Origin of the sequence: Kitasatospora sp. NPDC057595 (genome assembly GCF_042800875.1) — a bacterium.
Classification (GTDB): Bacteria; Actinomycetota; Actinomycetes; order Streptomycetales; family Streptomycetaceae; genus Kitasatospora.
On sequence record NZ_JBHVGL010000002.1, the window covers coordinates 399,111 to 419,598 of the forward strand.

At 67.3% G+C, this 20,488-nt stretch carries 34 protein-coding genes; all 34 read left to right on the forward strand.

The annotated features are described in order from the left end of the window. Positions 1–67 precede the first annotated feature (67 nt). On the forward strand, positions 68–757 hold the full coding sequence (locus tag ACFU9E_RS05225; protein ID WP_350561908.1) for a glycosyltransferase family 2 protein: 690 nt from the start codon (positions 68–70) through the stop codon (positions 755–757). Beyond that, a complete protein-coding gene (locus tag ACFU9E_RS05230; RefSeq protein WP_380682129.1) occupies positions 754–1,146 on the forward strand; it encodes a DUF2304 domain-containing protein in 393 nt (130 codons plus the stop codon). Before ACFU9E_RS05225 ends, ACFU9E_RS05230 begins: the two co-directional genes overlap by 4 nt. 57 nt (positions 1,147–1,203) lie before the next feature. Continuing rightward, positions 1,204–3,009, forward strand: coding sequence for a hypothetical protein (locus ACFU9E_RS05235; RefSeq protein WP_380682128.1), 1,806 nt, complete (start codon positions 1,204–1,206; stop codon positions 3,007–3,009). Positions 3,010–3,398: 389 nt separating this feature from the next. Continuing rightward, positions 3,399–3,707, forward strand: a complete 309-nt coding sequence (gene rpsJ, locus ACFU9E_RS05240) for a 30S ribosomal protein S10 (protein WP_012785157.1) — start codon at positions 3,399–3,401, stop codon at positions 3,705–3,707. Between the two features lie 14 nt (positions 3,708–3,721). After that, positions 3,722–4,369 (forward strand): 50S ribosomal protein L3, encoded by a 648-nt coding sequence (rplC, locus tag ACFU9E_RS05245; protein WP_189916064.1) that lies wholly within the window; start codon positions 3,722–3,724, stop codon positions 4,367–4,369. A 5-nt stretch (positions 4,370–4,374) separates the two neighbouring features. Next, on the forward strand, positions 4,375–5,052 hold the full coding sequence (gene rplD / locus ACFU9E_RS05250) for a 50S ribosomal protein L4 (protein WP_380682127.1): 678 nt from the start codon (positions 4,375–4,377) through the stop codon (positions 5,050–5,052). Then, positions 5,052–5,369 (forward strand): 50S ribosomal protein L23, encoded by a 318-nt coding sequence (rplW, locus tag ACFU9E_RS05255; RefSeq protein WP_355358367.1) that lies wholly within the window; start codon positions 5,052–5,054, stop codon positions 5,367–5,369. Before rplD ends, rplW begins: the two co-directional genes overlap by 1 nt. Before the next feature lie 36 nt (positions 5,370–5,405). Continuing rightward, entirely contained in the window at positions 5,406–6,242 is an 837-nt protein-coding gene (gene rplB, locus ACFU9E_RS05260) for a 50S ribosomal protein L2 (protein WP_355358370.1), read from the forward strand. An 11-nt stretch (positions 6,243–6,253) separates the two neighbouring features. After that, on the forward strand, positions 6,254–6,535 hold the full coding sequence (gene rpsS, locus ACFU9E_RS05265; protein ID WP_030055821.1) for a 30S ribosomal protein S19: 282 nt from the start codon (positions 6,254–6,256) through the stop codon (positions 6,533–6,535). Positions 6,536–6,585: 50 nt separating this feature from the next. Continuing rightward, a complete protein-coding gene (rplV, locus tag ACFU9E_RS05270) occupies positions 6,586–6,933 on the forward strand; it encodes a 50S ribosomal protein L22 (protein WP_045304593.1) in 348 nt (115 codons plus the stop codon). Further along, on the forward strand, positions 6,933–7,757 hold the full coding sequence (gene rpsC / locus ACFU9E_RS05275) for a 30S ribosomal protein S3 (RefSeq protein WP_380682126.1): 825 nt from the start codon (positions 6,933–6,935) through the stop codon (positions 7,755–7,757). The genes rplV and rpsC overlap by 1 nt, the downstream gene beginning before the upstream one ends. A 5-nt stretch (positions 7,758–7,762) precedes the next feature. Beyond that, complete coding sequence (gene rplP / locus ACFU9E_RS05280; protein WP_030232476.1) at positions 7,763–8,182, forward strand: 50S ribosomal protein L16; 420 nt, start codon at positions 7,763–7,765, stop codon at positions 8,180–8,182. Further along, a complete protein-coding gene (rpmC, locus tag ACFU9E_RS05285; protein ID WP_030300387.1) occupies positions 8,182–8,406 on the forward strand; it encodes a 50S ribosomal protein L29 in 225 nt (74 codons plus the stop codon). Before rplP ends, rpmC begins: the two co-directional genes overlap by 1 nt. Continuing rightward, positions 8,406–8,678, forward strand: coding sequence for a 30S ribosomal protein S17 (gene rpsQ / locus ACFU9E_RS05290; protein WP_030055826.1), 273 nt, complete (start codon positions 8,406–8,408; stop codon positions 8,676–8,678). Before rpmC ends, rpsQ begins: the two co-directional genes overlap by 1 nt. A gap of 102 nt (positions 8,679–8,780) precedes the next feature. After that, positions 8,781–9,152 carry a 50S ribosomal protein L14 gene (gene rplN, locus ACFU9E_RS05295; RefSeq protein ID WP_030393301.1) on the forward strand — a complete coding sequence of 124 codons (372 nt, stop codon included), beginning with the start codon at positions 8,781–8,783 and terminating at the stop codon, positions 9,150–9,152. A 15-nt stretch (positions 9,153–9,167) separates the two neighbouring features. After that, entirely contained in the window at positions 9,168–9,479 is a 312-nt protein-coding gene (gene rplX, locus ACFU9E_RS05300) for a 50S ribosomal protein L24 (RefSeq protein WP_100892787.1), read from the forward strand. Beyond that, entirely contained in the window at positions 9,479–10,048 is a 570-nt protein-coding gene (gene rplE, locus ACFU9E_RS05305; RefSeq protein ID WP_030300393.1) for a 50S ribosomal protein L5, read from the forward strand. Before rplX ends, rplE begins: the two co-directional genes overlap by 1 nt. A 4-nt stretch (positions 10,049–10,052) precedes the next feature. Beyond that, positions 10,053–10,238, forward strand: a complete 186-nt coding sequence (locus ACFU9E_RS05310) for a type Z 30S ribosomal protein S14 (RefSeq protein WP_030393303.1) — start codon at positions 10,053–10,055, stop codon at positions 10,236–10,238. A gap of 268 nt (positions 10,239–10,506) precedes the next feature. Continuing rightward, the gene (rpsH, locus tag ACFU9E_RS05315) at positions 10,507–10,914 is read left to right on the forward strand and encodes a 30S ribosomal protein S8 (protein ID WP_355358379.1); all 408 of its coding nucleotides are present in this window, start codon (positions 10,507–10,509) and stop codon (positions 10,912–10,914) included. Positions 10,915–10,936: 22 nt separating this feature from the next. After that, on the forward strand, positions 10,937–11,476 hold the full coding sequence (gene rplF / locus ACFU9E_RS05320) for a 50S ribosomal protein L6 (RefSeq protein WP_030393304.1): 540 nt from the start codon (positions 10,937–10,939) through the stop codon (positions 11,474–11,476). 3 nt (positions 11,477–11,479) lie between these two features. Then, on the forward strand, positions 11,480–11,863 hold the full coding sequence (rplR, locus tag ACFU9E_RS05325; protein WP_344338019.1) for a 50S ribosomal protein L18: 384 nt from the start codon (positions 11,480–11,482) through the stop codon (positions 11,861–11,863). A gap of 48 nt (positions 11,864–11,911) precedes the next feature. Further along, on the forward strand, positions 11,912–12,535 hold the full coding sequence (gene rpsE, locus ACFU9E_RS05330) for a 30S ribosomal protein S5 (protein WP_344338017.1): 624 nt from the start codon (positions 11,912–11,914) through the stop codon (positions 12,533–12,535). Beyond that, positions 12,535–12,717 carry a 50S ribosomal protein L30 gene (gene rpmD / locus ACFU9E_RS05335; RefSeq protein WP_030251557.1) on the forward strand — a complete coding sequence of 61 codons (183 nt, stop codon included), beginning with the start codon at positions 12,535–12,537 and terminating at the stop codon, positions 12,715–12,717. Before rpsE ends, rpmD begins: the two co-directional genes overlap by 1 nt. A 2-nt stretch (positions 12,718–12,719) precedes the next feature. Continuing rightward, the gene (gene rplO / locus ACFU9E_RS05340) at positions 12,720–13,172 is read left to right on the forward strand and encodes a 50S ribosomal protein L15 (RefSeq protein ID WP_376086152.1); all 453 of its coding nucleotides are present in this window, start codon (positions 12,720–12,722) and stop codon (positions 13,170–13,172) included. 326 nt (positions 13,173–13,498) lie between these two features. After that, the gene (secY, locus tag ACFU9E_RS05345; protein ID WP_355358385.1) at positions 13,499–14,809 is read left to right on the forward strand and encodes a preprotein translocase subunit SecY; all 1,311 of its coding nucleotides are present in this window, start codon (positions 13,499–13,501) and stop codon (positions 14,807–14,809) included. Next, entirely contained in the window at positions 14,809–15,462 is a 654-nt protein-coding gene (locus ACFU9E_RS05350) for an adenylate kinase (RefSeq protein ID WP_380278775.1), read from the forward strand. The genes secY and ACFU9E_RS05350 overlap by 1 nt, the downstream gene beginning before the upstream one ends. Positions 15,463–15,592: 130 nt before the next feature. Further along, positions 15,593–16,432, forward strand: a complete 840-nt coding sequence (gene map, locus ACFU9E_RS05355) for a type I methionyl aminopeptidase (protein WP_380681611.1) — start codon at positions 15,593–15,595, stop codon at positions 16,430–16,432. A gap of 131 nt (positions 16,433–16,563) precedes the next feature. Next, positions 16,564–16,989 (forward strand): large conductance mechanosensitive channel protein MscL, encoded by a 426-nt coding sequence (mscL, locus tag ACFU9E_RS05360; RefSeq protein ID WP_355358394.1) that lies wholly within the window; start codon positions 16,564–16,566, stop codon positions 16,987–16,989. 172 nt (positions 16,990–17,161) lie between these two features. Next, positions 17,162–17,383 carry a translation initiation factor IF-1 gene (infA, locus tag ACFU9E_RS05365; RefSeq protein WP_003956442.1) on the forward strand — a complete coding sequence of 74 codons (222 nt, stop codon included), beginning with the start codon at positions 17,162–17,164 and terminating at the stop codon, positions 17,381–17,383. 32 nt (positions 17,384–17,415) lie between these two features. After that, positions 17,416–17,529 carry a 50S ribosomal protein L36 gene (gene rpmJ, locus ACFU9E_RS05370; RefSeq protein WP_003956441.1) on the forward strand — a complete coding sequence of 38 codons (114 nt, stop codon included), beginning with the start codon at positions 17,416–17,418 and terminating at the stop codon, positions 17,527–17,529. Positions 17,530–17,702: 173 nt separating this feature from the next. After that, positions 17,703–18,083, forward strand: coding sequence for a 30S ribosomal protein S13 (gene rpsM / locus ACFU9E_RS05375; RefSeq protein ID WP_380681609.1), 381 nt, complete (start codon positions 17,703–17,705; stop codon positions 18,081–18,083). Between the two features lie 72 nt (positions 18,084–18,155). Continuing rightward, a complete protein-coding gene (rpsK, locus tag ACFU9E_RS05380; RefSeq protein ID WP_014136257.1) occupies positions 18,156–18,563 on the forward strand; it encodes a 30S ribosomal protein S11 in 408 nt (135 codons plus the stop codon). A 246-nt stretch (positions 18,564–18,809) separates the two neighbouring features. Further along, positions 18,810–19,832, forward strand: a complete 1,023-nt coding sequence (locus ACFU9E_RS05385; protein ID WP_030055844.1) for a DNA-directed RNA polymerase subunit alpha — start codon at positions 18,810–18,812, stop codon at positions 19,830–19,832. Between the two features lie 127 nt (positions 19,833–19,959). After that, positions 19,960–20,442, forward strand: coding sequence for a 50S ribosomal protein L17 (gene rplQ, locus ACFU9E_RS05390; protein ID WP_344338005.1), 483 nt, complete (start codon positions 19,960–19,962; stop codon positions 20,440–20,442). Positions 20,443–20,488: the final 46 nt, after the last annotated feature.

Sequence of the window (20,488 nt, forward strand, 5' to 3'; positions counted from 1 at the left end):
TCCGCGTCCACCCCCACCACTCGATTTCGCCGCGACCCGCGGCCGCACGATGCGGCATGGAGCCATGATGTCCGACTATGACGATGTGTGGCTGGTGATTCCCGCGTACAACGAGGGAACCGTCATCGCCGACGTGATCGAGAACGCGCGCAAGACGTTCCCCAACATCGTCGTCATCGACGACGGCTCGACCGACAACTCGGCCGAGACCATCATGACCACCGGTGCGCACCTGGTGCAGCATCCGGTCAACCTCGGTCAGGGCGCGGCCCTGCAGACCGGTTTCAACTACGCGCTCAAGCAGCCCGGCGCCAAGTACTTCGCCACCTTCGACGCGGACGGCCAGCACCAGACGCACGACGTCGAGAAGATGGTCGCCCTGCTCCGGGCCGACGAGGCCGACGTGGTCCTCGGCTCCCGCTTCATCGAGCAGACCGGCGAGGTGCCGTGGATCAAGCGGGTGGTCCTGCGGACCGCCGCGACGATCAGCCCCACCGCACGCAAGCTCAACCTGACGGACTCCCACAACGGCCTGCGGGTGATCAACCGCAAGGCCGCGTCCGCGCTTCGCATCACCATGAACGGCATGGCTCACGCCTCCGAGATCGTGGCCACCCTGGCCTCCTCGGACCTGCGCGTCATGGAGGTCCCGGTGGACATCCTGTACACCGAGTACTCCCGCTCCAAGGGCCAGTCGCTGATCAACGGCGTCAACATCCTCTTCGACATCTCGCTCAGGGAGCGTGGCCGCAAGTGAAGTACCTCTGGATCCAGCTGCTGCTCATGGTCGGCACGGGTGTCCTCGTGCTCGCCTTCATCCGCCGCTGGGACGCCGCGCACACCCGCGCGTGGAAGCGGATGGCGTTCTTCGCGTTCGTCATCGCCAACGTGTACGCCGTGCTGCGCCCGCAGGACGTGACCTGGATCGCCAACAAGCTCGGTGTCGGCCGCGGCACCGACCTGGTGCTCTACCTGCTCGTCGTGGCGATGGCCTTCATGACGCTGAACACCTTCATGCGCTTCCGTTCGCTGGAGAAGAAGCTGACCGACCTGGCCCGCACCGTCGCCGTCAACGACGGACAGCGCGTCAACAAGGAGCGCTTCGCCGAGGACGAGCCCGCCCTCCCGGTCGGCTCCGAGCGGTAGTCCGATCCCGAGCAAGAGGCCACGCCCGTACCACCGTCCGACGGAAAAGGGACTGAGATGACGAACCTGGCCGCCGGAACGGTCGGCACCGAGACGCCGGAGGCCGAACCCTCCGGTGCGGCCGCCCCGGTCGCACCGGCCGGGTCGGCCGCACCCGGCCTGCTGAGCAGGCGCTGGGCCCAGATAACGGCCGAGGTCCTGGTCAGCGTCGTCGCGGCGGTCGGGTTCACGCTGCTCTGCACCCGGATCGACGTCAACCCGCTGAACCGGATCGGCCAGGTCAGCGGGCTGGCGAAGATCCAGCAGTACGTCGCGGTCGTCGGTCTGCCGCTGCTCGCGGTGCTGGTCTTCACCGCCTACCGGGGCACCCTGCGCCGGCACCGGCTGACCCAGCGGCTGGTCTGCGCCGCCCTGGCCGGCCTGTCCACCGGTGTGATCGCCGGCGGTGTGGTGGTCGCCCTCAACGGCACGCCCTGGCCGCTCGGCGGCCAGGAGGGCGACCCGAGCGTCCTGGTCCACATGGCCACCGGGATGCTGGACGACAAGGGCCTGCCCGGGGTCTACCCGCCCGGCTTCCCGGCGCTGATCGCGCTCTGGGCGAAGATCCGCTACCACGGCATCGGCGGCGAGGGCTTCGCCCTGCACGACCTGCAGATCCTCTTCAGCGCGCTGGTCGGGCCGATGAGCTACCTGTCCTGGCGGCTGCTGCTGCGGCCGTTCTGGGCGCTGCTGATCGCGGTGCCGGCCGCGGTGGTCTTCCTGGACCCGATCCGCCCGTACAGCCACGTCGTGATGATCATGCTGGTCCCGCTGCTGACCGCGGTGCTGCGCGAGGTCCGCCGGGCCGGCGAGCTGTCGACGCGCTCGGCGCTGCTGCGGGGCCTGGGCTTCGGCGTGGTCTTCGGCCTGCTGTTCCTCTGGTACTCCGGCTGGTACCTGTGGTCGGCTCCCGGCATCGCCGTGCTGACGCTCTTCGTCTTCCCCTGGCGCGGGGGCCGTACGGCCGTGCGCAACGGGCTCGCGCTCATCGGCACCACCGTGGTGAGCGCCGGGCTCGTCGGTTCGCCGCTGCTGTACCAGCTGGCCACGATCGGGGCGGACGTCCCGGACCGCTACGGCTACATCATGGTGTACACCGACCCGACCTACATCATGGGCTGGATGTCCGACCGGGTCGGCCAGACCACCTACCACGACTACCCGGCCTCGGGTGAGCTGGCCGGCCAGAGCGGCTTCGCGATCCTGCTGGTCGCCGGTGTCGGGCTGGGCATCGGGCTGGGGCTGCGCAACCTCGCGGTGCGCACGGCCGCCGCCGTGCTGGCCGGGGCCTGGCTGATGCGCTTCACCTTCGCCGGGAAGATGGCGCAGACCGGCACCGTCGCGCTGTACCCCCGGACCACCTGGATCATCCTGTACTGCCTGATGATCCTGGCCGTGCTGGGTCTGATGGCCGCCTTCCACCGCGGCAGCGGCTGGCTGGAGCGGGTGCTGCGCAAGGACGACGCGCCGGCCGGCAGCTCGGTGCTCTCCGGCCGGATGCTGCGCCAGCTCGCCGCCGGCCTGGTCTGCGCCCTCTCCCTGTTCGGCACCATGGGCGCCTCCTGGTCGGTCAACCGGTACATGCCGGAGCACGAGAAGGCCGGGACGATGGGGCTCGACGCCTGGCGCGCGCACACCATCAAGAAGGCCGACGGCAGCTGCCCGCGGTTCGCGCCGGTCTCCACCTGCGCGGACATCATCGTCAAGGACTGGACGCCGGACAAGGACGACAAGAAGTTCGTCTGGTGTGCGGGCGTCGCGACCGAGGACTGGCAGGCGGTCTGCGGTCGCCGGGCCCCGTGGGACAACGGTCCGGCGAAGTAGCCGGGCGGAACGCGTCGGGGTCGGTGAGGTGCTCCTCACCGGCCCCGATTGGCTTTCCGGCGCACGCCTGTGGCAGTATGTCCAAGTTGCTCGGTTGAGTTGCCGATGCTGCGCGCCTCCCGCCGGGAGGACTGGAAGCGAGTCCCATGTACTCGTCGTTCCCGTGATGGCCGTCAAGCGTGAGTGTTACGCCACGGCAGCTGCGGGGCGGACGTACGGGAATCTTCCGGGAAGCGTATGCGGGGCCTCGACCCGGCCTCCCCACCCCGACAGTTCGAAACCGACGAGTTGATCGCCGGTTTTTTGCAAGCGCGAGTGCGACACGCCCGAGCGCGGGGGTCGGAGCGGGGGTCGTGCAGTGACTAGGACAGAAGGACTACAAGGTAGCCATGGCGGGACAGAAGATCCGCATCCGGCTCAAGGCCTACGACCACGAGGTCATCGACTCCTCGGCGAAGAAGATCGTCGAGACGGTGATCCGTACTGGTGCGCAGGTCGCGGGCCCGGTGCCGCTGCCCACTGAGAAGAACGTGTACTGCGTCATCCGCTCGCCGCACAAGTACAAGGACTCGCGCGAGCACTTCGAGATGCGCACTCACAAGCGTCTGATCGACATCCTCGACCCCACGCCGAAGACGGTTGACTCGCTGATGCGTCTCGACCTGCCGGCGGGCGTCGACATCGAGATCAAGCTCTGAGAGGCGCACCGAAGATGGCTAAGCAGATTAAGGGCATCCTGGGCGAGAAGCTCGGCATGACCCAGGTCTGGGACGAGAACAACCGGGTCGTTCCGGTGACCGTCGTCAAGGCCGGGCCGAATGTCGTGACCCAGGTCCACACCGCTGACAGCCCGGCCGGCTACGACGCCGTCCAGATCGGCTTCGGCGAGATCGACCCCCGCAAGGTGAACAAGCCCCTCGCGGGCCACTTCGCCAAGGCCGGTGTCACCCCGCGTCGCCACCTGGTCGAGCTCCGGACCTCGGACGCGTCCGAGTACACCCTGGGCCAGGAGATCACCGCCGAGCTGTTCGAGGCGGGTGTCAAGGTCGACGTGACCGGCACCTCCAAGGGCAAGGGCTTCGCCGGTGTCATGAAGCGCCACAACTTCCGGGGCCTCGGCGCCGGTCACGGCGTGCAGCGCAAGCACCGTTCGCCCGGTTCCATCGGTGGCTGCGCCACCCCGGGCCGCGTGTTCAAGGGCCTGAAGATGGCCGGCCGGATGGGTCACGAGCGTGTGACCACCCAGAACCTGACCGTGCACGCGGTTGACGCGGAGAAGGGTCTGCTCCTGATCAAGGGCGCGATCCCGGGCCCGAACGGCGGCCTCGTCCTCGTCCGCACCGCGGCGAAGGGGCTGTGAAGGATATGAGCACCATTGACATCCTGTCGCCCTCGGGTGACAAGACCGGCAGCCTCGAGCTGCCGGCCGAGATCTTCGACGCCAAGGTCAGCGTTCCGCTGATGCACCAGGTCGTCGTGGCGCAGCTCGCTGCGGCCCGTCAGGGCACCCACAAGACCAAGACGCGCGGCGAGGTTCGTGGTGGCGGCAAGAAGCCGTACCGCCAGAAGGGCACCGGCCGCGCCCGTCAGGGCTCGACCCGCGCGCCGCAGTTCGCCGGTGGTGGCGTCGTGCACGGTCCCGTGCCGCGCGACTACTCGCAGCGGACCCCGAAGAAGATGATCGCCGCCGCCCTGCGCGGTGCGCTCACCGACCGGGCCCGCCACAACCGCATTCACGTCGTCACCGGCGTGACCGCGACCGAGGCGCCGTCGACCAAGGCTGCCAAGAGCCTGTTCGGCAAGATCACCGAGCGCAAGAACGTCCTCCTGGTCGTCGAGCGTGCGGACGAGCTGGGCCTCAAGTCCGCTCGCAACCTGCCGAACGTCCACATCCTGGACGCCGGTCAGCTGAACACCTACGACGTGCTCGTCTCCGACGATGTGGTCTTCACCCAGGCCGCCTTCGAGCGTTTCGTGGCCGGTCCGGCCGCGTCCGCCAAGGCCGTTGCCGCTGAGGGCGAGCTCGAAGGGAGCGCCGCCTGATGAGCGACGTTACGAGCAAGACGTTCACGGACCCCCGTGACGTCCTGGTGAAGCCGGTTATCTCCGAGAAGAGCTACAGCCTTCTCGACGAGAACAAGTACACGTTCATCGTGTCGCCGGGCGCCAACAAGACCCAGATCAAGCAGGCCGTCGAGGCCGTCTTCTCGGTCAAGGTCGAGGCTGTCAACACGATCAACCGTCAGGGCAAGCGCAAGCGCTCCAAGACGGGCTTCGGCAAGCGCAAGGACACCAAGCGCGCCATCGTGAAGCTGGCCGAGGGCAACCGCATCGACATCTTCGGTGGTCCGACCTCCTGACGGAGGCCGTGATCGTCGATCAAGACGAGGACGAAAATGGGTATCCGCAAGTACAAGCCGACTACGCCGGGCCGTCGTGGCTCCAGCGTGGCCGACTTCGTCGAAATCACGCGGTCCACGCCGGAGAAGTCGCTGGTTCGCCCCCTGCACAGCAAGGGCGGCCGTAACAACGCCGGTCGGATCACCGTTCGCCACCAGGGTGGCGGTCACAAGCGCGCCTACCGCGTGATCGACTTCCGTCGTCACGACAAGGACGGCGTGCCGGCCAAGGTCGCGCACATCGAGTACGACCCGAACCGCACCGCGCGCATCGCGCTCCTGCACTACGTGGACGGCGAGAAGCGCTACATCATCGCGCCGCGCGGCATCGCGCAGGGCGACCGGGTGGAGAACGGCCCTGGCGCCGACATCAAGCCCGGCAACAACCTGCCGCTGCGCAACATCCCGGTCGGTACGACCATCCACGCGGTGGAGCTGCGTCCCGGTGGCGGTGCCAAGCTGGCCCGCTCGGCCGGTTCCGGCATCCAGCTGCTGGCGCGTGAGGGCAAGATGGCGCACCTGCGCATGCCCTCCGGCGAGATCCGCCTGGTGGACGCGCGCTGCCGCGCGACCGTCGGCGAGGTCGGCAACGCCGAGCAGTCGAACATCAACTGGGGCAAGGCCGGCCGTATGCGCTGGAAGGGCGTCCGCCCGACCGTGCGTGGTGTGGCCATGAACCCGATCGACCACCCGCACGGTGGTGGTGAGGGTAAGACCTCCGGTGGTCGCCACCCGGTTTCGCCGTGGGGCCAGAAGGAGGGTCGCACTCGTAGCCCGAAGAAGGCTTCGAACGCCCTCATCGTGCGCCGCCGCAAGACCAACAAGAAGCGCTAGGAGCAGGTCAGATGCCGCGCAGTCTCAAGAAGGGCCCCTTCATTGACGGCCACCTTCTCAAGAAGGTGGACGCGCAGAACGAGGCGGGTACCCAGAACGTCATCAAGACCTGGTCCCGTCGCTCCGTGATCTTCCCGGCCATGCTCGGCCACACGATCGCGGTGCACGATGGCCGCAAGCACGTCCCGGTGTTCGTCACCGAGTCGATGGTCGGCCACAAGCTCGGCGAGTTCGCGCCGACGCGTACCTTCCGCGGTCACGTCAAGGACGACCGCAAGTCGAAGCGTCGCTAGTCGCCAGCGAGATTACCGACTCAATGACTTACACCAGCAAGGGGACAACCATGGAAGCCAGGGCCCAGGCGCGGTACATCCGCGTCACGCCCATGAAGGCCCGCCGCGTGGTGGACCTCATCCGTGGCCTGAACGCCACGGAGGCCCAGGCGGTCCTGCGTTTCGCTCCGCAGGCCGCGACCGTGCCGGTCGGCAAGGTGCTCGACAGCGCCATTGCCAACGCCGCGCACAACTACAACCACTCCAACGTGGACGACCTCGTCATCAGCGAGGCGTACGTTGACGAGGGCCCGACCCTGAAGCGGTTCCGTCCGCGCGCCCAGGGCCGTGCCTACCGGATCCGCAAGCGGACCAGCCACATCACCGTGGTCGTCAGCAGCAAGGAAGGGACCCGGTAATGGGCCAGAAGGTTAACCCGCACGGGTTCCGCCTCGGCATCAGCACGGACTTCAAGTCCCGCTGGTACGCCGACAAGCTGTACAAGGACTACGTCAAGGAAGACGTTGCCATTCGTCGCATGATGACGAAGGGCATGGAGCGCGCCGGCATCTCCAAGGTCGAGATCGAGCGCACCCGCGACCGCGTCCGTGTGGACATCCACACCGCTCGCCCCGGCATCGTGATCGGCCGGCGCGGCACCGAGGCCGACCGCATCCGCGGCGACCTCGAGAAGCTGACCGGCAAGCAGGTCCAGCTGAACATCCTCGAGGTCAAGAACCCCGAGCTGGACGCCCAGCTCGTGGCTCAGGGCGTCGCGGAGCAGCTGTCCTCCCGCGTCTCCTTCCGCCGTGCCATGCGCAAGTCGATGCAGGGCACCATGAAGTCCGGCGCCAAGGGCATCAAGGTCCAGTGCTCCGGTCGTCTCGGCGGCGCCGAGATGAGCCGTTCGGAGTTCTACCGCGAGGGCCGTGTGCCGCTGCACACCCTGCGCGCGAACGTCGACTACGGCTTCTTCGAGGCCAAGACGACCTTCGGCCGCATCGGCGTGAAGGTCTGGATCTACAAGGGCGACGTCAAGAACATCGCCGAGGTCCGCGCTGAGAACGCCGCTGCCCGCTCGGGCAACCGCCCGGCCCGCCCCGAGGGTGGTCGTCCCGCCCGCGGTGGCGAGCGCCGTGGTGGCGAGCGCGGTGGCCGCGGCCGTCGTCCCGCCGCTGCCGAGGCTCAGGCCCCGGTCGCCGTCGAGGCTCCGGCTGCCGAGAACACCGGAACGGAGGCCTGACCGCAATGCTGATCCCCCGTCGGGTCAAGCACCGCAAGCAGCACCACCCCAAGCGCCGTGGCGCTGCCAAGGGTGGCACCGAGCTGGCGTTCGGCCAGTTCGGCATCCAGGCCGTGACCCCGGCCTACGTGACGAACCGTCAGATCGAGTCCGCTCGTATCGCGATCACCCGTCACATCCGCCGTGGCGGCAAGGTCTGGATCAACATCTACCCGGACCGTCCGCTGACCAAGAAGCCGGCCGAGACCCGCATGGGTTCCGGTAAGGGTTCGCCGGAGTGGTGGATCGCGAACGTGCACCCGGGTCGGGTCATGTTCGAGCTGTCGTACCCGAACGAGAAGGTTGCTCGTGAGGCGCTCACCCGCGCTGCTCACAAGCTGCCGATGAAGTGCCGGATCGTCCGGCGCGAGGACGGTGAGAGCTGATGTCGGCCGCTACCAAGGCTGCTGACCTCCGCCAGCTGGACAACGAGGGTCTCGTTGCCAAGCTGCGCGAGGCCAAGGAGGAGCTGTTCAACCTCCGCTTCCAGGCGGCGACCGGGCAGCTCGACAACCACGGACGGCTCAAGCTCGTCCGTAAGGACATCGCGCGGATCTACACCCTGATGCGCGAGCGCGAGCTGGGCATCGAGACGGTGGAGAACGCCTGATGACTGAGAACACCAACGAGACGCGCGGTTTCCGCAAGACCCGTGAGGGTCTCGTCGTCAGCGACAAGATGGACAAGACCGTCGTCGTCGCCGTCGAGGACCGCGTCAAGCACGCGCTGTACGGCAAGGTCATCCGCCGTACGAACAAGCTGAAGGCGCACGACGAGGCGAACGCCTGCGGCATCGGCGACCGGGTCCTCCTCGCGGAGACCCGCCCGCTGTCCGCGACGAAGCGCTGGCGCGTCGTCGAGATCCTCGAGAAGGCCAAGTAACGAAGTCGATGTGGTACGGCCGTATGTGCACCAGGCCCCTCGCGGGCGCTGGTGTGAGCAGCGGCCGGCCCGTCAGCTCTCGTTGACGATCAGGAGAAAGCTGTGATCCAGCAGGAGTCGCGACTGCGTGTCGCCGACAACACGGGCGCGAAGGAAATCCTTTGCATCCGCGTTCTCGGTGGTTCCGGTCGCCGCTACGCCGGTATCGGGGACGTCATCGTCGCCACCGTCAAGGACGCGATCCCCGGTGGTTCGGTGAAGAAGGGTGACGTCGTCAAGTGCGTCGTCGTCCGTACCGTGAAGTCGCGCCGTCGTCCCGACGGTTCGTACATCCGGTTCGACGAGAACGCCGCTGTCGTTCTCAAGAACACGGACGGTGACCCCCGTGGTACCCGCATCTTCGGCCCGGTGGGCCGCGAGCTGCGTGACAAGAAGTTCATGAAGATCATCTCGCTGGCGCCGGAGGTGCTCTGACCCATGGCGAACAGCATGAAGATCAAGAAGGGCGACCTGGTTCAGGTCATCACCGGCAAGGACAAGGGCAAGCAGGGCAAGGTCATCCAGGCCCTGCCGGCTGAGAACAAGGTCCTGGTCGAGGGTGTGAACCGGGTCAAGAAGCACACCAAGCCGGGTCCGGGCACTCAGGGTGGCATTGTCACCGTCGAGGCCCCGGTGCACGTCTCCAACGTCCAGCTGGTCGTGGAGAAGGACGGCAAGAAGGTCGTCACCCGCGTTGGCTACCGCTTCGACGACGAGGGCAACAAGATCCGCGTTGCCAAGCGAACCGGTGAGGACATCTGATGTCTGAGACGTCTGTTGAGAAGGTGACCCCCCGCCTCAAGGAGCGTTACAACTCCGAGATCAAGGGGCAGCTGCAGGAGCAGTTCTCGTACGAGAACGTCATGCTGACGCCGGGCCTGGTCAAGGTCGTCGTCAACATGGGTGTCGGCGAGGCCGCCCGTGACAGCAAGCTGATCGAGGGCGCGATCCGCGACCTGACCGCGATCACCGGTCAGAAGCCGGCCGTGACCAAGGCCCGCAAGTCCATCGCGCAGTTCAAGCTGCGCGAGGGCCAGCCGATCGGCACCCACGTCACCCTCCGTGGTGACCGCATGTGGGAGTTCCTGGACCGTCTGGTGTCGCTGGCCCTGCCGCGCATCCGTGACTTCCGCGGTCTCTCCCCCAAGCAGTTCGACGGCCGTGGCAACTACACCTTCGGTCTGACCGAGCAGGTTATGTTCCACGAGATCGACCAGGACAAGGTCGACCGTCAGCGCGGTATGGACATCACCGTCGTGACCACCGCGCAGACCGACGACGAGGGCCGGGCGCTCCTGCGTGCTCTGGGCTTCCCGTTCAAGGAGGCGTGAGCCAATGGCGAAGAAGTCCCTCATCGCGAAGGCCGAGCGGAAGCCGAAGTTCGGCGTCCGGGCCTACACCCGGTGCCAGCGGTGCGGCCGTCCGCACTCGGTGTACCGCAAGTTCGGCCTCTGCCGTGTGTGCCTCCGTGAGATGGCGCACCGTGGCGAGCTGCCGGGCGTGACCAAGAGCTCCTGGTAGTCCAGGCGCTTTAGGCACACAGCGACGCAGAGGTGCCCGATCCCACACCGGCCCGTTTTGGGCCTGCCGTACGGGTTCCCGTAAGGTAGTGGGGTCGGGCCCCCTGCCACGGCGTCCCCATGGACGCCCGTGGCCCTCTTGCGAGAGGGCTCGCACCCAGTCTTACGACGTCGCAGGTCCCCTGCGCTTGTGCCCCTGACGAACTCGAAAGAGTGCGGAAGGGGGACCTGGCGCGGAGAAACCGCGGCGAGAGAGGCCTGAGGCCATCATGACCATGACCGACCCCATCGCAGACATGCTCACGCGTCTGCGTAACGCGAACTCGGCGTACCACGACTCCGTGGCGATGCCGGCCAGCAAGATCAAGGCGCACGTCGCCGAGATCCTGCAGCAGGAGGGTTACATCACCTCCTACAAGGTTGAGGAGCCCGTCGAGGGCGAGGTCGGCAAGAAGCTGACCATCGAGCTCAAGTTCGGCCCCAACCGTGAGCGCTCCATCGCCGGCATCAAGCGCATCAGCAAGCCGGGTCTGCGCGTTTACGCAAAGTCCACCAACCTGCCGAAGGTTCTCGGCGGCCTGGGCGTGGCGATCATCTCCACGTCGTCCGGCCTCCTGACCGACAAGCAGGCCGCCAAGAAGGGCGTAGGCGGAGAAGTTCTCGCCTACGTCTGGTAATTCGGGAAACGGAGGTACAGCAATGTCGCGCATTGGACGGCTGCCCATCCAGGTCCCCGCTGGCGTGGACGTCACCATCGATGGCCAGACGGTCTCGGTGAAGGGCCCGAAGGGCTCCCTCACCCACGTCGTCGCCGCGCCGATCGAGATCGGCAAGGGCGAGGACGGTATTCTGGCTGTCACCCGCCCCAACGACGAGCGTCAGTCGAAGGCCCTGCACGGCCTGACCCGCACGCTGGTGGCGAACATGATCACCGGTGTGACCGCGGGCTACCGCAAGTCGCTGGAGATCAGCGGTGTCGGCTACCGAGTTCTGGCGAAGGGCTCCGACATGGAGTTCCAGCTGGGCTACAGCCACCCGATCCTCGTCGAGGCGCCGGAGGGCATCTCCTTCGTCGTCGAGTCGGCCACCAAGTTCCACGTGGACGGCATCGACAAGCAGAAGGTCGGCGAGGTCGCCGCGAAGATCCGCAAGCTGCGCAAGCCCGACCCGTACAAGGCCAAGGGCGTCAAGTACGCGGGCGAGGTTATCCGCCGCAAGGTCGGAAAGAGTGGTAAGTAAGCGATGAGTGTCTCTGTCAAGATCGGCAAGGGCAACGCCTACAAGAGCGCCGCTCGCAAGCGCCGCGCGATCCGCGTTCGCAAGCGCATCGTCGGCAGCGAGGTGCGTCCGCGCCTCGTCGTGACGCGCTCGAACCGTCACATGGTCGCCCAGGTCATCGACGACGCCAAGGGTCACACCCTGGCGTCGGCGTCCACCCTCGACGTGTCCATCAAGGGCGCCGAGGGCGACAAGACCGAGCTGGCCAAGAAGGTCGGGAGCCTGGTCGCCGAGCGCGCCAAGGCCGCCGGCATCGAGTCGGTCGTCTTCGACCGCGCGGGCAACCGGTACGCCGGCCGCATCGCCGCTCTGGCGGACGCGGCCCGCGAGGCCGGGCTCGACTTCTAAGCCGCTCGTCGACTCTGTCGGCGGACGTAATCGAGAGAGGTAATTCCAATGGCTGGACCCCAGCGCCGCGGTAGCGGCGCCGGCGGCGGCACCGGTGGCGAGCGGCGCGACCGTAAGCGTGACGACCGGGGCAACGCCCCCGCCGTCGAGAAGACCGCTTACGTCGAGCGCGTCGTCGCGATCAACCGCGTCGCCAAGGTTGTCAAGGGTGGTCGTCGTTTCAGCTTCACCGCGCTGGTCGTGGTGGGCGACGGTGACGGCACCGTGGGTGTCGGTTACGGGAAGGCGAAGGAGGTTCCGGCCGCCATCGCCAAGGGCGTTGAGGAGGCCAAGAAGAACTTCTTCAAGGTCCCCCGTATCCAGGGCACCATCGCGCACCCCGTTCAGGGCGAGAAGGCCGCCGGCGTCGTGCTGCTTAAGCCCGCCGCCCCCGGTACCGGTGTTATCGCCGGTGGCCCGGTGCGTGCCGTCCTGGAGTGCGCCGGCGTTCACGACATCCTGTCGAAGTCGCTCGGCTCGGACAACGCGATCAACATCGTGCACGCCACGGTTGCCGCGCTGAAGCAGATCCAGCGTCCCGAGGAGGTCGCGGCCCGCCGTGGCCTGCCGCTCGAGGACGTGGCTCCGGCCGGTCTGCTGCGGGCTCGGGCTGCTGCCGGGGTGAGTGCCTGATGGCTCGCCTGAAGATCACGCAGACCAAGTCGTACATCGGCAGCAAGCAGAACCACCGCGACACCCTGCGCTCGCTTGGCCTCAAGCGCATGCACGACGTCGTGGTGAAGGAGGACCGTCCCGAGATCCGCGGGATGGCCCAGACGGTCCGTCACCTGGTGACGGTTGAGGAGGTGGACTGATCATGGGCGACAACCCGATCAAGATCCACAACCTGCGTCCCGCCCCGGGTGCCAAGACCGACAAGATCCGTGTGGGTCGTGGTGAGGCGTCCAAGGGTAAGACCGCTGGTCGTGGCACCAAGGGCACCAAGGCCCGCTACCAGGTTCCGCAGCGCTTCGAGGGTGGCCAGATGCCGCTCCACATGCGTCTGCCGAAGCTGAAGGGCTTCAAGAACCCGTTCAAGATCACGTTCCAGGTCGTCAACCTCGACAAGCTGGCCGAGCTCTACCCGCAGGGTGGCGAGGTCACGGTCGAGGACCTGGTCGCCAAGGGCGCGGTTCGCAAGAACTCCCTCGTCAAGGTGCTCGGCACCGGCGAGATCTCGGTCGCGCTGCAGGTGACGGTGGACGCCGTCTCCGGCTCGGCCGCCGAGAAGATCACCGCCGCCGGCGGTACCGTCACCGAGCTCGTCTGAGCCCGCTGACTTCCGCGAGCCCCGCACTTCCCTTCGGGAGGTGCGGGGCTCGCGCCTTTTCCGGCCCTTTCCGCGCGCGGATGTCGACGCGGCGGGATCCCGCCCTCGTTCTTTTGTGTGGCAAAACCGGGCATCCCGTACCCCATGAGTGGGGGAGGGGCCGTACGCGCTTCTTTCGAGCGGCCGTGCACTGTTAGAGTCCGTGGAGTTCCCTTGTAGGCTGCGCATAGGCTCGCCTGTGCCGTCTGTAACGGAGCCCGAACCGCAAACTCCCCATTCAGGACCGACCCTCCCGCCGACGACGCGCGGGAGGCGCAGGAGGCACCGTGCTCAGTGCGTTCGCGCGGGCGTTCCAGACGCCCGACCTGCGCAAGAAGCTGCTGTTCACGCTGGGCATCATGGTGCTGTTCCGGCTGGGCTCGCACGTTCCCGTACCAGGGGTCGACTTCGAGGCGGTTCACGCCTGCATCAAGGAGACCAAGAACAACGGCCTCTTCGGCCTGGTCAACTTGTTCTCCGGCGGGGCGCTGCTGCAGCTGACGATCTTCGCCCTCGGCATCATGCCGTACATCACGGCGAGCATCATCCTCCAGCTCCTCACCGTCGTGATTCCGCGACTGGAGGCGCTGAAGAAGGAGGGCCAGGCCGGCCAGGCGAAGATCACCCAGTACACCCGGTACCTGACCATCGCGCTGGCGGTGCTCCAGGGCACCGGCATCGTGGCGACCGCGTCCAGCGGCGCGCTGTTCTCGGGCTGCGTCTACGCGAACCAGATCGTGCCGGACACCGGCGTGTTCCGGATCGCCGTCATGGTCCTGACCATGACCGCCGGCACCACGGTGATCATGTGGCTCGGTGAGCTGATCACCGACCGCGGCATCGGCAACGGCATGTCGCTGCTGATCTTCACCTCGATCGCGGCCCAGTTCCCCACCTCGATGTGGGCGATCAAGCAGTCCGGCACCATCGGCGGCGGCTGGGTCGAGTTCTTCTCGGTCATCGCGATCGGCGTCATCGTTGTGATGCTCGTCATCTTCGTCGAGCAGGCCCAGCGGCGGATCCCGGTCCAGTACGCGAAGCGGATGATCGGTCGCCGGGCCTTCGGCGGAACCTCGACGTACATCCCGCTCAAGGTGAACCAGGCCGGTGTCATCCCGGTCATCTTCGCCTCGTCGCTGCTGTACATCCCGGCCCTCGTGGTCCAGCTGACCAACAGCCAGGCCGGCTGGGCGGTGTGGATCAACCAGCACTTCGTGCGCGGTGACCACCCGATCTACATGGCCACCTACTTCCTGCTGATCGTCTTCTTCGCCTTCTTCTACGTCGCCATCTCCTTCAACCCCGAAGAAGTTGCCGACAACATGAAGAAGTATGGTGGGTTCATCCCGGGTATCCGGGCCGGCCGCCCGACGGCCGAGTACCTGAACTACGTGCTCACCCGTATCACGTGGCCGGGTTCGCTCTACCTGGGCCTGATCGCGTTGATCCCGATGATCGCCCTGGTCGCCTTCGGACAGCAGACCAACTTCCCGTTCGGCGGCACCAGCGTGCTCATCGTCGTCGGCGTCGGACTCGAAACTGTGAAGCAGATCGAGAGCCAGCTCCAGCAGCGCAATTACGAAGGGTTCCTCCGCTGATGCGTATCGTCCTCGTCGGACCCCCCGGGGCCGGGAAGGGTACTCAGGCGCACCTCCTCGCCAAGACCCTGTCCATCCCCCACATCTCCACCGGCGACCTGTTCCGCGCCAACATCGGTCAGGGCACCCCGCTGGGTGTCGAGGCCAAGAGCTACATGGACGCGGGCCGCCTGGTGCCCGACGAGGTCACGATCGGGATGGCCAAGGACCGCATGCTCCAGGAGGACGCCGCCAACGGCTTCCTGCTGGACGGCTTCCCGCGGAACCTGGGCCAGGCGAAGGCGCTGGACGAGTTCCTCGCCGAGCAGGGCATCAAGCTCGACGGCGTGCTCGACCTGGAGGTCCCCGAGGACGAGGTCGTCCGCCGGATCGCCGGCCGTCGGCTGTGCCGCAACGACGGCGGCCACGTGTTCCACGTGGACTACAACGCGCCGAAGGTCGAGGGCGTCTGCGACGAGTGCGGCGGCGAGCTGTACCAGCGCTCGGACGACACCGAGGAAGCCGTGCGGACCCGGCTGGAGGTCTACCACACGGAGACCGAGCCGATCATCGACTACTACCGCCAGCAGGGCCTGATCGCCACGATCCCGGCCCTCGGCAAGGTCGACGAGGTCACCCGGCGCGCGATCGAGGCGCTGAAGCAGGACAGCTGAGTTTTCAAGCGACGTACCCACGGCCGCGCTGCCCGACCCGGGGCAGCGCGGCCGTGCGGCGTCGTACGGTGGAACGAGTGCACGGCCGCGCGGCAAGGACCGGGCGGGAACCCAAGGAAGGCGTGACCAGATGGTGGAGATCAAGACCCCCGAGCAGATCGCGAAGATGCGAGCGGCCGGGCTGGTCGTCGCCGAGGCGCTCAAGGCGGCCCGCGAGGCGGTCGCCCCGGGAATCACCACCCAGGAGCTCAACGACATCGCCGACAAGGTCATCACCGACCACGGCGCCACCTCGAACTTCCGGGCCCATCACGGCGGCCTCTGGTTCCCGGGCGTGATCTGCGCCTCGGTGAACAACGAGGTCGTGCACGGCATCCCCGGTGAGCGGGTGCTGCAGGAGGGCGACCTCATCTCGATCGACTGCGGCGCGATCCTGGACGGCTGGCACGGCGACGCGGCGATCACCGTCGCGGTCGGCGAGGTCGCCCCCGAGGTGGAGATGCTGAGCCGGGTCACCGAGGGCTCGATGTGGGCCGGCATCGCCCAGATGAAGAAGAGCAACCGCCTGGTCGACGTCTCCAAGGCGATCGAGGGCTTCATCCGGCGCCAGCCGCTGCCGCCCAAGGGCAAGTGGGGCATCACCGAGGGCTACGGCGGCCACGGCATCGGCACCGCGATGCACATGGAGCCGCACGTGCTGAACTACGTCGAGCGCGGTCGCGGCAAGGGCCCGAAGCTGGTCCCCGGCACCGTGCTGGCGATCGAGCCGATGGTGTCGCTCGGCACCCCGCACACCACCGTGCTGGAGGACGACTGGACCGTCGTCACCAACGACGGCACCTGGGCCTCGCACTGGGAGCACTCGGTGGCCGTCACCGAGCAGGGCCCGGTGGTGCTGACCGCCTTCGACGGCGGCCGCGAGATGCTCGCCAAGCTGGGTGTGACGGCCGCGCCGGACCCGCTGGCGTGATCCCGCCACAACCGCTCGGAGCAGCCAACTTCCGCTGCTGACAAGGGATCAGGGCCCTGGAGGTTTGGACTTCCAGGGCTTTTGTCCTATTTTTATGCGCCGGTAGTGGCTTCGAGCAGCAGGAGAGAGCAGTGCTCAAGGGATTCCGCGACTTCATGATGCGCGGCAACGTGGTCGACATGGCGGTCGGTGTGGTGATCGGCGCCGCGTTCACCGCGGTGGTCACCGGCTTCGTCTCCGCCTTCCTCACCCCGCTGGTGGGCGTGGTGGTCGGTGCCGCGGGCGACTTCGGCTCCTACAAGGCGACGATCGCCGGCGTGACCTTCCCGTACGGGCAGTTCCTCAACGTGCTGATCGCGTTCCTGATGACCGCGGCCGTGCTGTACTTCTGCGTCGTCCTGCCGGTGACCAAGGCCACCGCGCGCTACATGCCGAAGAAGCCGAAGACCCCGAAGCGCCCCTGCCCCGAGTGCCTGACCGAGATCCCCGAGGCCGCCCGCCGCTGCTCGGCCTGCACCGCCCACGTCGAGCCGCTGGCGGCTCCGGCGGCCCGCTGATCGGGTACCCCCGTTTTGGTCCATCCTGCGCGCTGGCGTAGGATGGACCGTCGGCTCACTCGTAGCGTGCTCCAGCACGCCCTCTTCCCCCTCGTCGGGGTCGGGGTGGACCCAGGTTCGCACGAGCGTTCCGCATACGGTAGCCGGTCCCGGAAGGTGGATCTCGCAGTTCATGGCTAAGAAGCAAGGCGCCATTGAGATCGAGGGCACCGTGATCGAGTCTCTTCCGAACGCGATGTTCAAGGTCGAGCTGCAGAACGGTCACAAGGTCCTCGCGCACATCAGTGGCAAGATGCGCATGCACTACATCCGCATCCTGCCGGACGACCGGGTCGTGGTGGAGCTCAGCCCCTACGACCTCACGCGCGGCCGGATCGTCTACCGCTACAAGTAAGAACGTCAGATCTAGACCCGGAGAACCTGAACATGAAGGTCAAGCCGAGCGTCAAGAAGATCTGCGACAAGTGCAAGGTGATCCGCCGTCACGGCCGGGTCATGGTGATCTGCGACAACCTGCGCCACAAGCAGCGCCAGGGCTGATCTCTCCCCAGCATTTCTCGTAGTACTTCGCGCGACGCGAAAACGTCATCAGTGGGCCACCCGATCCGTCCCAGGGACGGACTGCCGCCCCCGGTCAGAGGCCGGGGCTCCCTCACCGTGAGGTGTCGGAGTAGGTGGCACGCCAGACCTCTGAAGAACCACAGGAGCCTTGAATGGCACGCCTCGCCGGCGTTGATCTCCCCCGTGAGAAGCGGATCGAGATCGCCCTCACCTACGTGTACGGCATCGGCCGTACCCGCGCCCAGCAGACCCTCGCCGAGACCGGCGTCAACCCGGACATTCGCGTTCGCGACATCGCCGAGGACGACCTGGTCAAGCTGAGCCAGTACATCGACGCCAACTTCACGGTCGAGGGTGACCTCCGCCGCGAGGTGGCCGCCGACATCCGCCGCAAGGTCGAGATCGGCTGCTACGAGGGTCTGCGTCACCGCCGCGGCCTGCCGGTCCGCGGCCAGCGCACCCACACCAACGCGCGTACCCGCAAGGGCCCGCGTCGCGCGATCGCCGGTAAGAAGAAGCCGGGCAAGAAGTAGTCCGTCCCGTAACCGGACATCCCTCCGGCCCGCGGGTCAGCGGACCGACCACCTCAGTAGGAGAACAGACTTATGCCCCCCAAGGGTCGTCAGGCTGCCGGCGCGAAGAAGATCCGCCGCAAGGAAAAGAAGAACGTCGCTCACGGCCACGCGCACATCAAGAGCACGTTCAACAACACCATCGTTTCGATCACCGACCCCTCGGGCAACGTGATCTCCTGGGCCTCCGCCGGCCACGTCGGCTTCAAGGGCTCGCGCAAGTCCACCCCGTTCGCCGCGCAGATGGCCGCCGAGGCCGCTGCCCGTCGCGCGCAGGAGCACGGCATGCGCAAGGTCGACGTCTTCGTGAAGGGTCCGGGCTCCGGCCGCGAGACCGCGATCCGTTCGCTCCAGGCCACCGGCCTGGAGGTCGGCTCGATCCAGGACGTCACCCCCACCCCGCACAACGGCTGCCGCCCGCCGAAGCGCCGCCGCGTCTGACCCGTGACCTCCCCCTCGTCTCGGGGCGCTCTTGACCCGGAGCCGACGTTCCGCACTCCGGCGCTCCTGCGTCGCTTGTCGTTCGTCTCTTTCGGCTTCGGTGCGCCCTTCGACTCGGGGAGCCTTCGGGCACGCTGGGTACTGCTTTGAACCTCGTACGGGGTCCCGTTTCCTGCGGGACCCCGTACGCTGGTTCTGTTCGGCATCAAATAGTGGGTGCCGAAGATCACTGGAGGATTTGAAAACATGCTGATCGCTCAGCGTCCCTCGCTGACCGAAGAGGTCGTCGACGAGTTCCGCTCGCGGTTCGTGATCGAGCCGCTGGAGCCGGGCTTCGGCTACACCCTCGGCAACTCTCTGCGTCGCACGCTCCTGTCGTCGATCCCGGGTGCCGCTGTCACCAGCATCCGCATCGACGGCGTCCTGCACGAGTTCACCACCGTGCCGGGCGTCAAGGAGGACGTCACCGACCTCATCCTCAACATCAAGCAGCTGGTCGTCTCCTCGGAGCACGACGAGCCGGTCGTGATGTATCTGCGCAAGCAGGGCCCGGGTGTGGTCACCGCCGCCGACATCGCGCCGCCGGCCGGTGTCGAGGTGCACAACCCCGAGCTGGTCCTCGCCACCCTGAACGGCAAGGGCAAGCTGGAGATGGAGCTGACCGTCGAGCGCGGTCGCGGCTACGTCTCCGCCGTCCAGAACAAGGCCTCCGGCCAGGAGATCGGCCGCATCCCGGTCGACTCGATCTACAGCCCCGTGCTGAAGGTCACCTACAAGGTCGAGGCCACCCGTGTCGAGCAGCGGACCGACTTCGACAAGCTGATCGTCGACGTCGAGACCAAGCCCGCCATGCGTCCGCGCGACGCCATGGCCTCGGCCGGCAAGACCCTGGTGGAGCTGTTCGGCCTCGCCCGCGAGCTGAACATCGACGCCGAGGGCATCGACATGGGCCCGTCCCCGACGGACGCCGCCCTGGCCGCCGACCTGGCGCTGCCGATCGAGGAGCTGGAGCTCACCGTCCGCTCCTACAACTGCCTCAAGCGCGAGGGCATCCACACCGTGGGTGAGCTCGTGGCCCGCTCCGAGGCCGACCTGCTCGACATCCGCAACTTTGGTGCGAAGTCGATCGACGAGGTCAAGGCGAAGCTGGCCGGCATGGGCCTGGCCCTCAAGGACAGCCCGCCCGGGTTCGACCCGACCGCCGCCGCCGACGCCTTCGGCGCCGACGACCTGGACGACGCGGGTTACGCGGAGACCGAGCAGTACTGAGAGACTTGACCACGGGGGCGGTTCCCCGGAACCGCCCCCGTTGTCGTGAAAGCCGTACGGGCACAGTGCCCGTACGCCCGCTGCGGTACCTGGTACGGCCGCAGTCGGAGATTCGAGGAGTAATTCCATGCCGCGTCCCACCAAGGGTGCCCGCCTCGGCGGCGGCCCGCACCACGAGCCCCTGCTGCTCGCCGGTCTGGCCCGTGAGCTGTTCCAGTACGGCCGCATCACCACCACCGAGGCCAAGGCCCGCCGCCTGCGCCCGCTGGCGGAGAAGCTGATCACCAAGGCGAAGAAGGGCGACATCCACAACCGTCGCCTGGTGCGCAAGACCATCACCGACATCTCGGTGCTGCACACCCTCTTCACCGAGATCGCGCCGCGCTACGAGAACCGCCCGGGTGGCTACACCCGCATCACCAAGATCGGTCCCCGTCGTGGCGACAACGCCCCGATGGCCGTGATCGAGCTGGTCGAGGCGCTGACCGTTGCGCAGACCGCCGTCGGCGAGGCCGAGGCCGCCACCAAGCGTGCCGTCAAGGAGGCCGACGCCAAGGTCGAGGCCACCGAGACCAAGGCCGACGAGGCCGAGGCCGCCGAGCAGGCCTGACACCTTCAGGTGTTGTCGCGGGCCCGCTTCCCCATCCGTGGGGGAG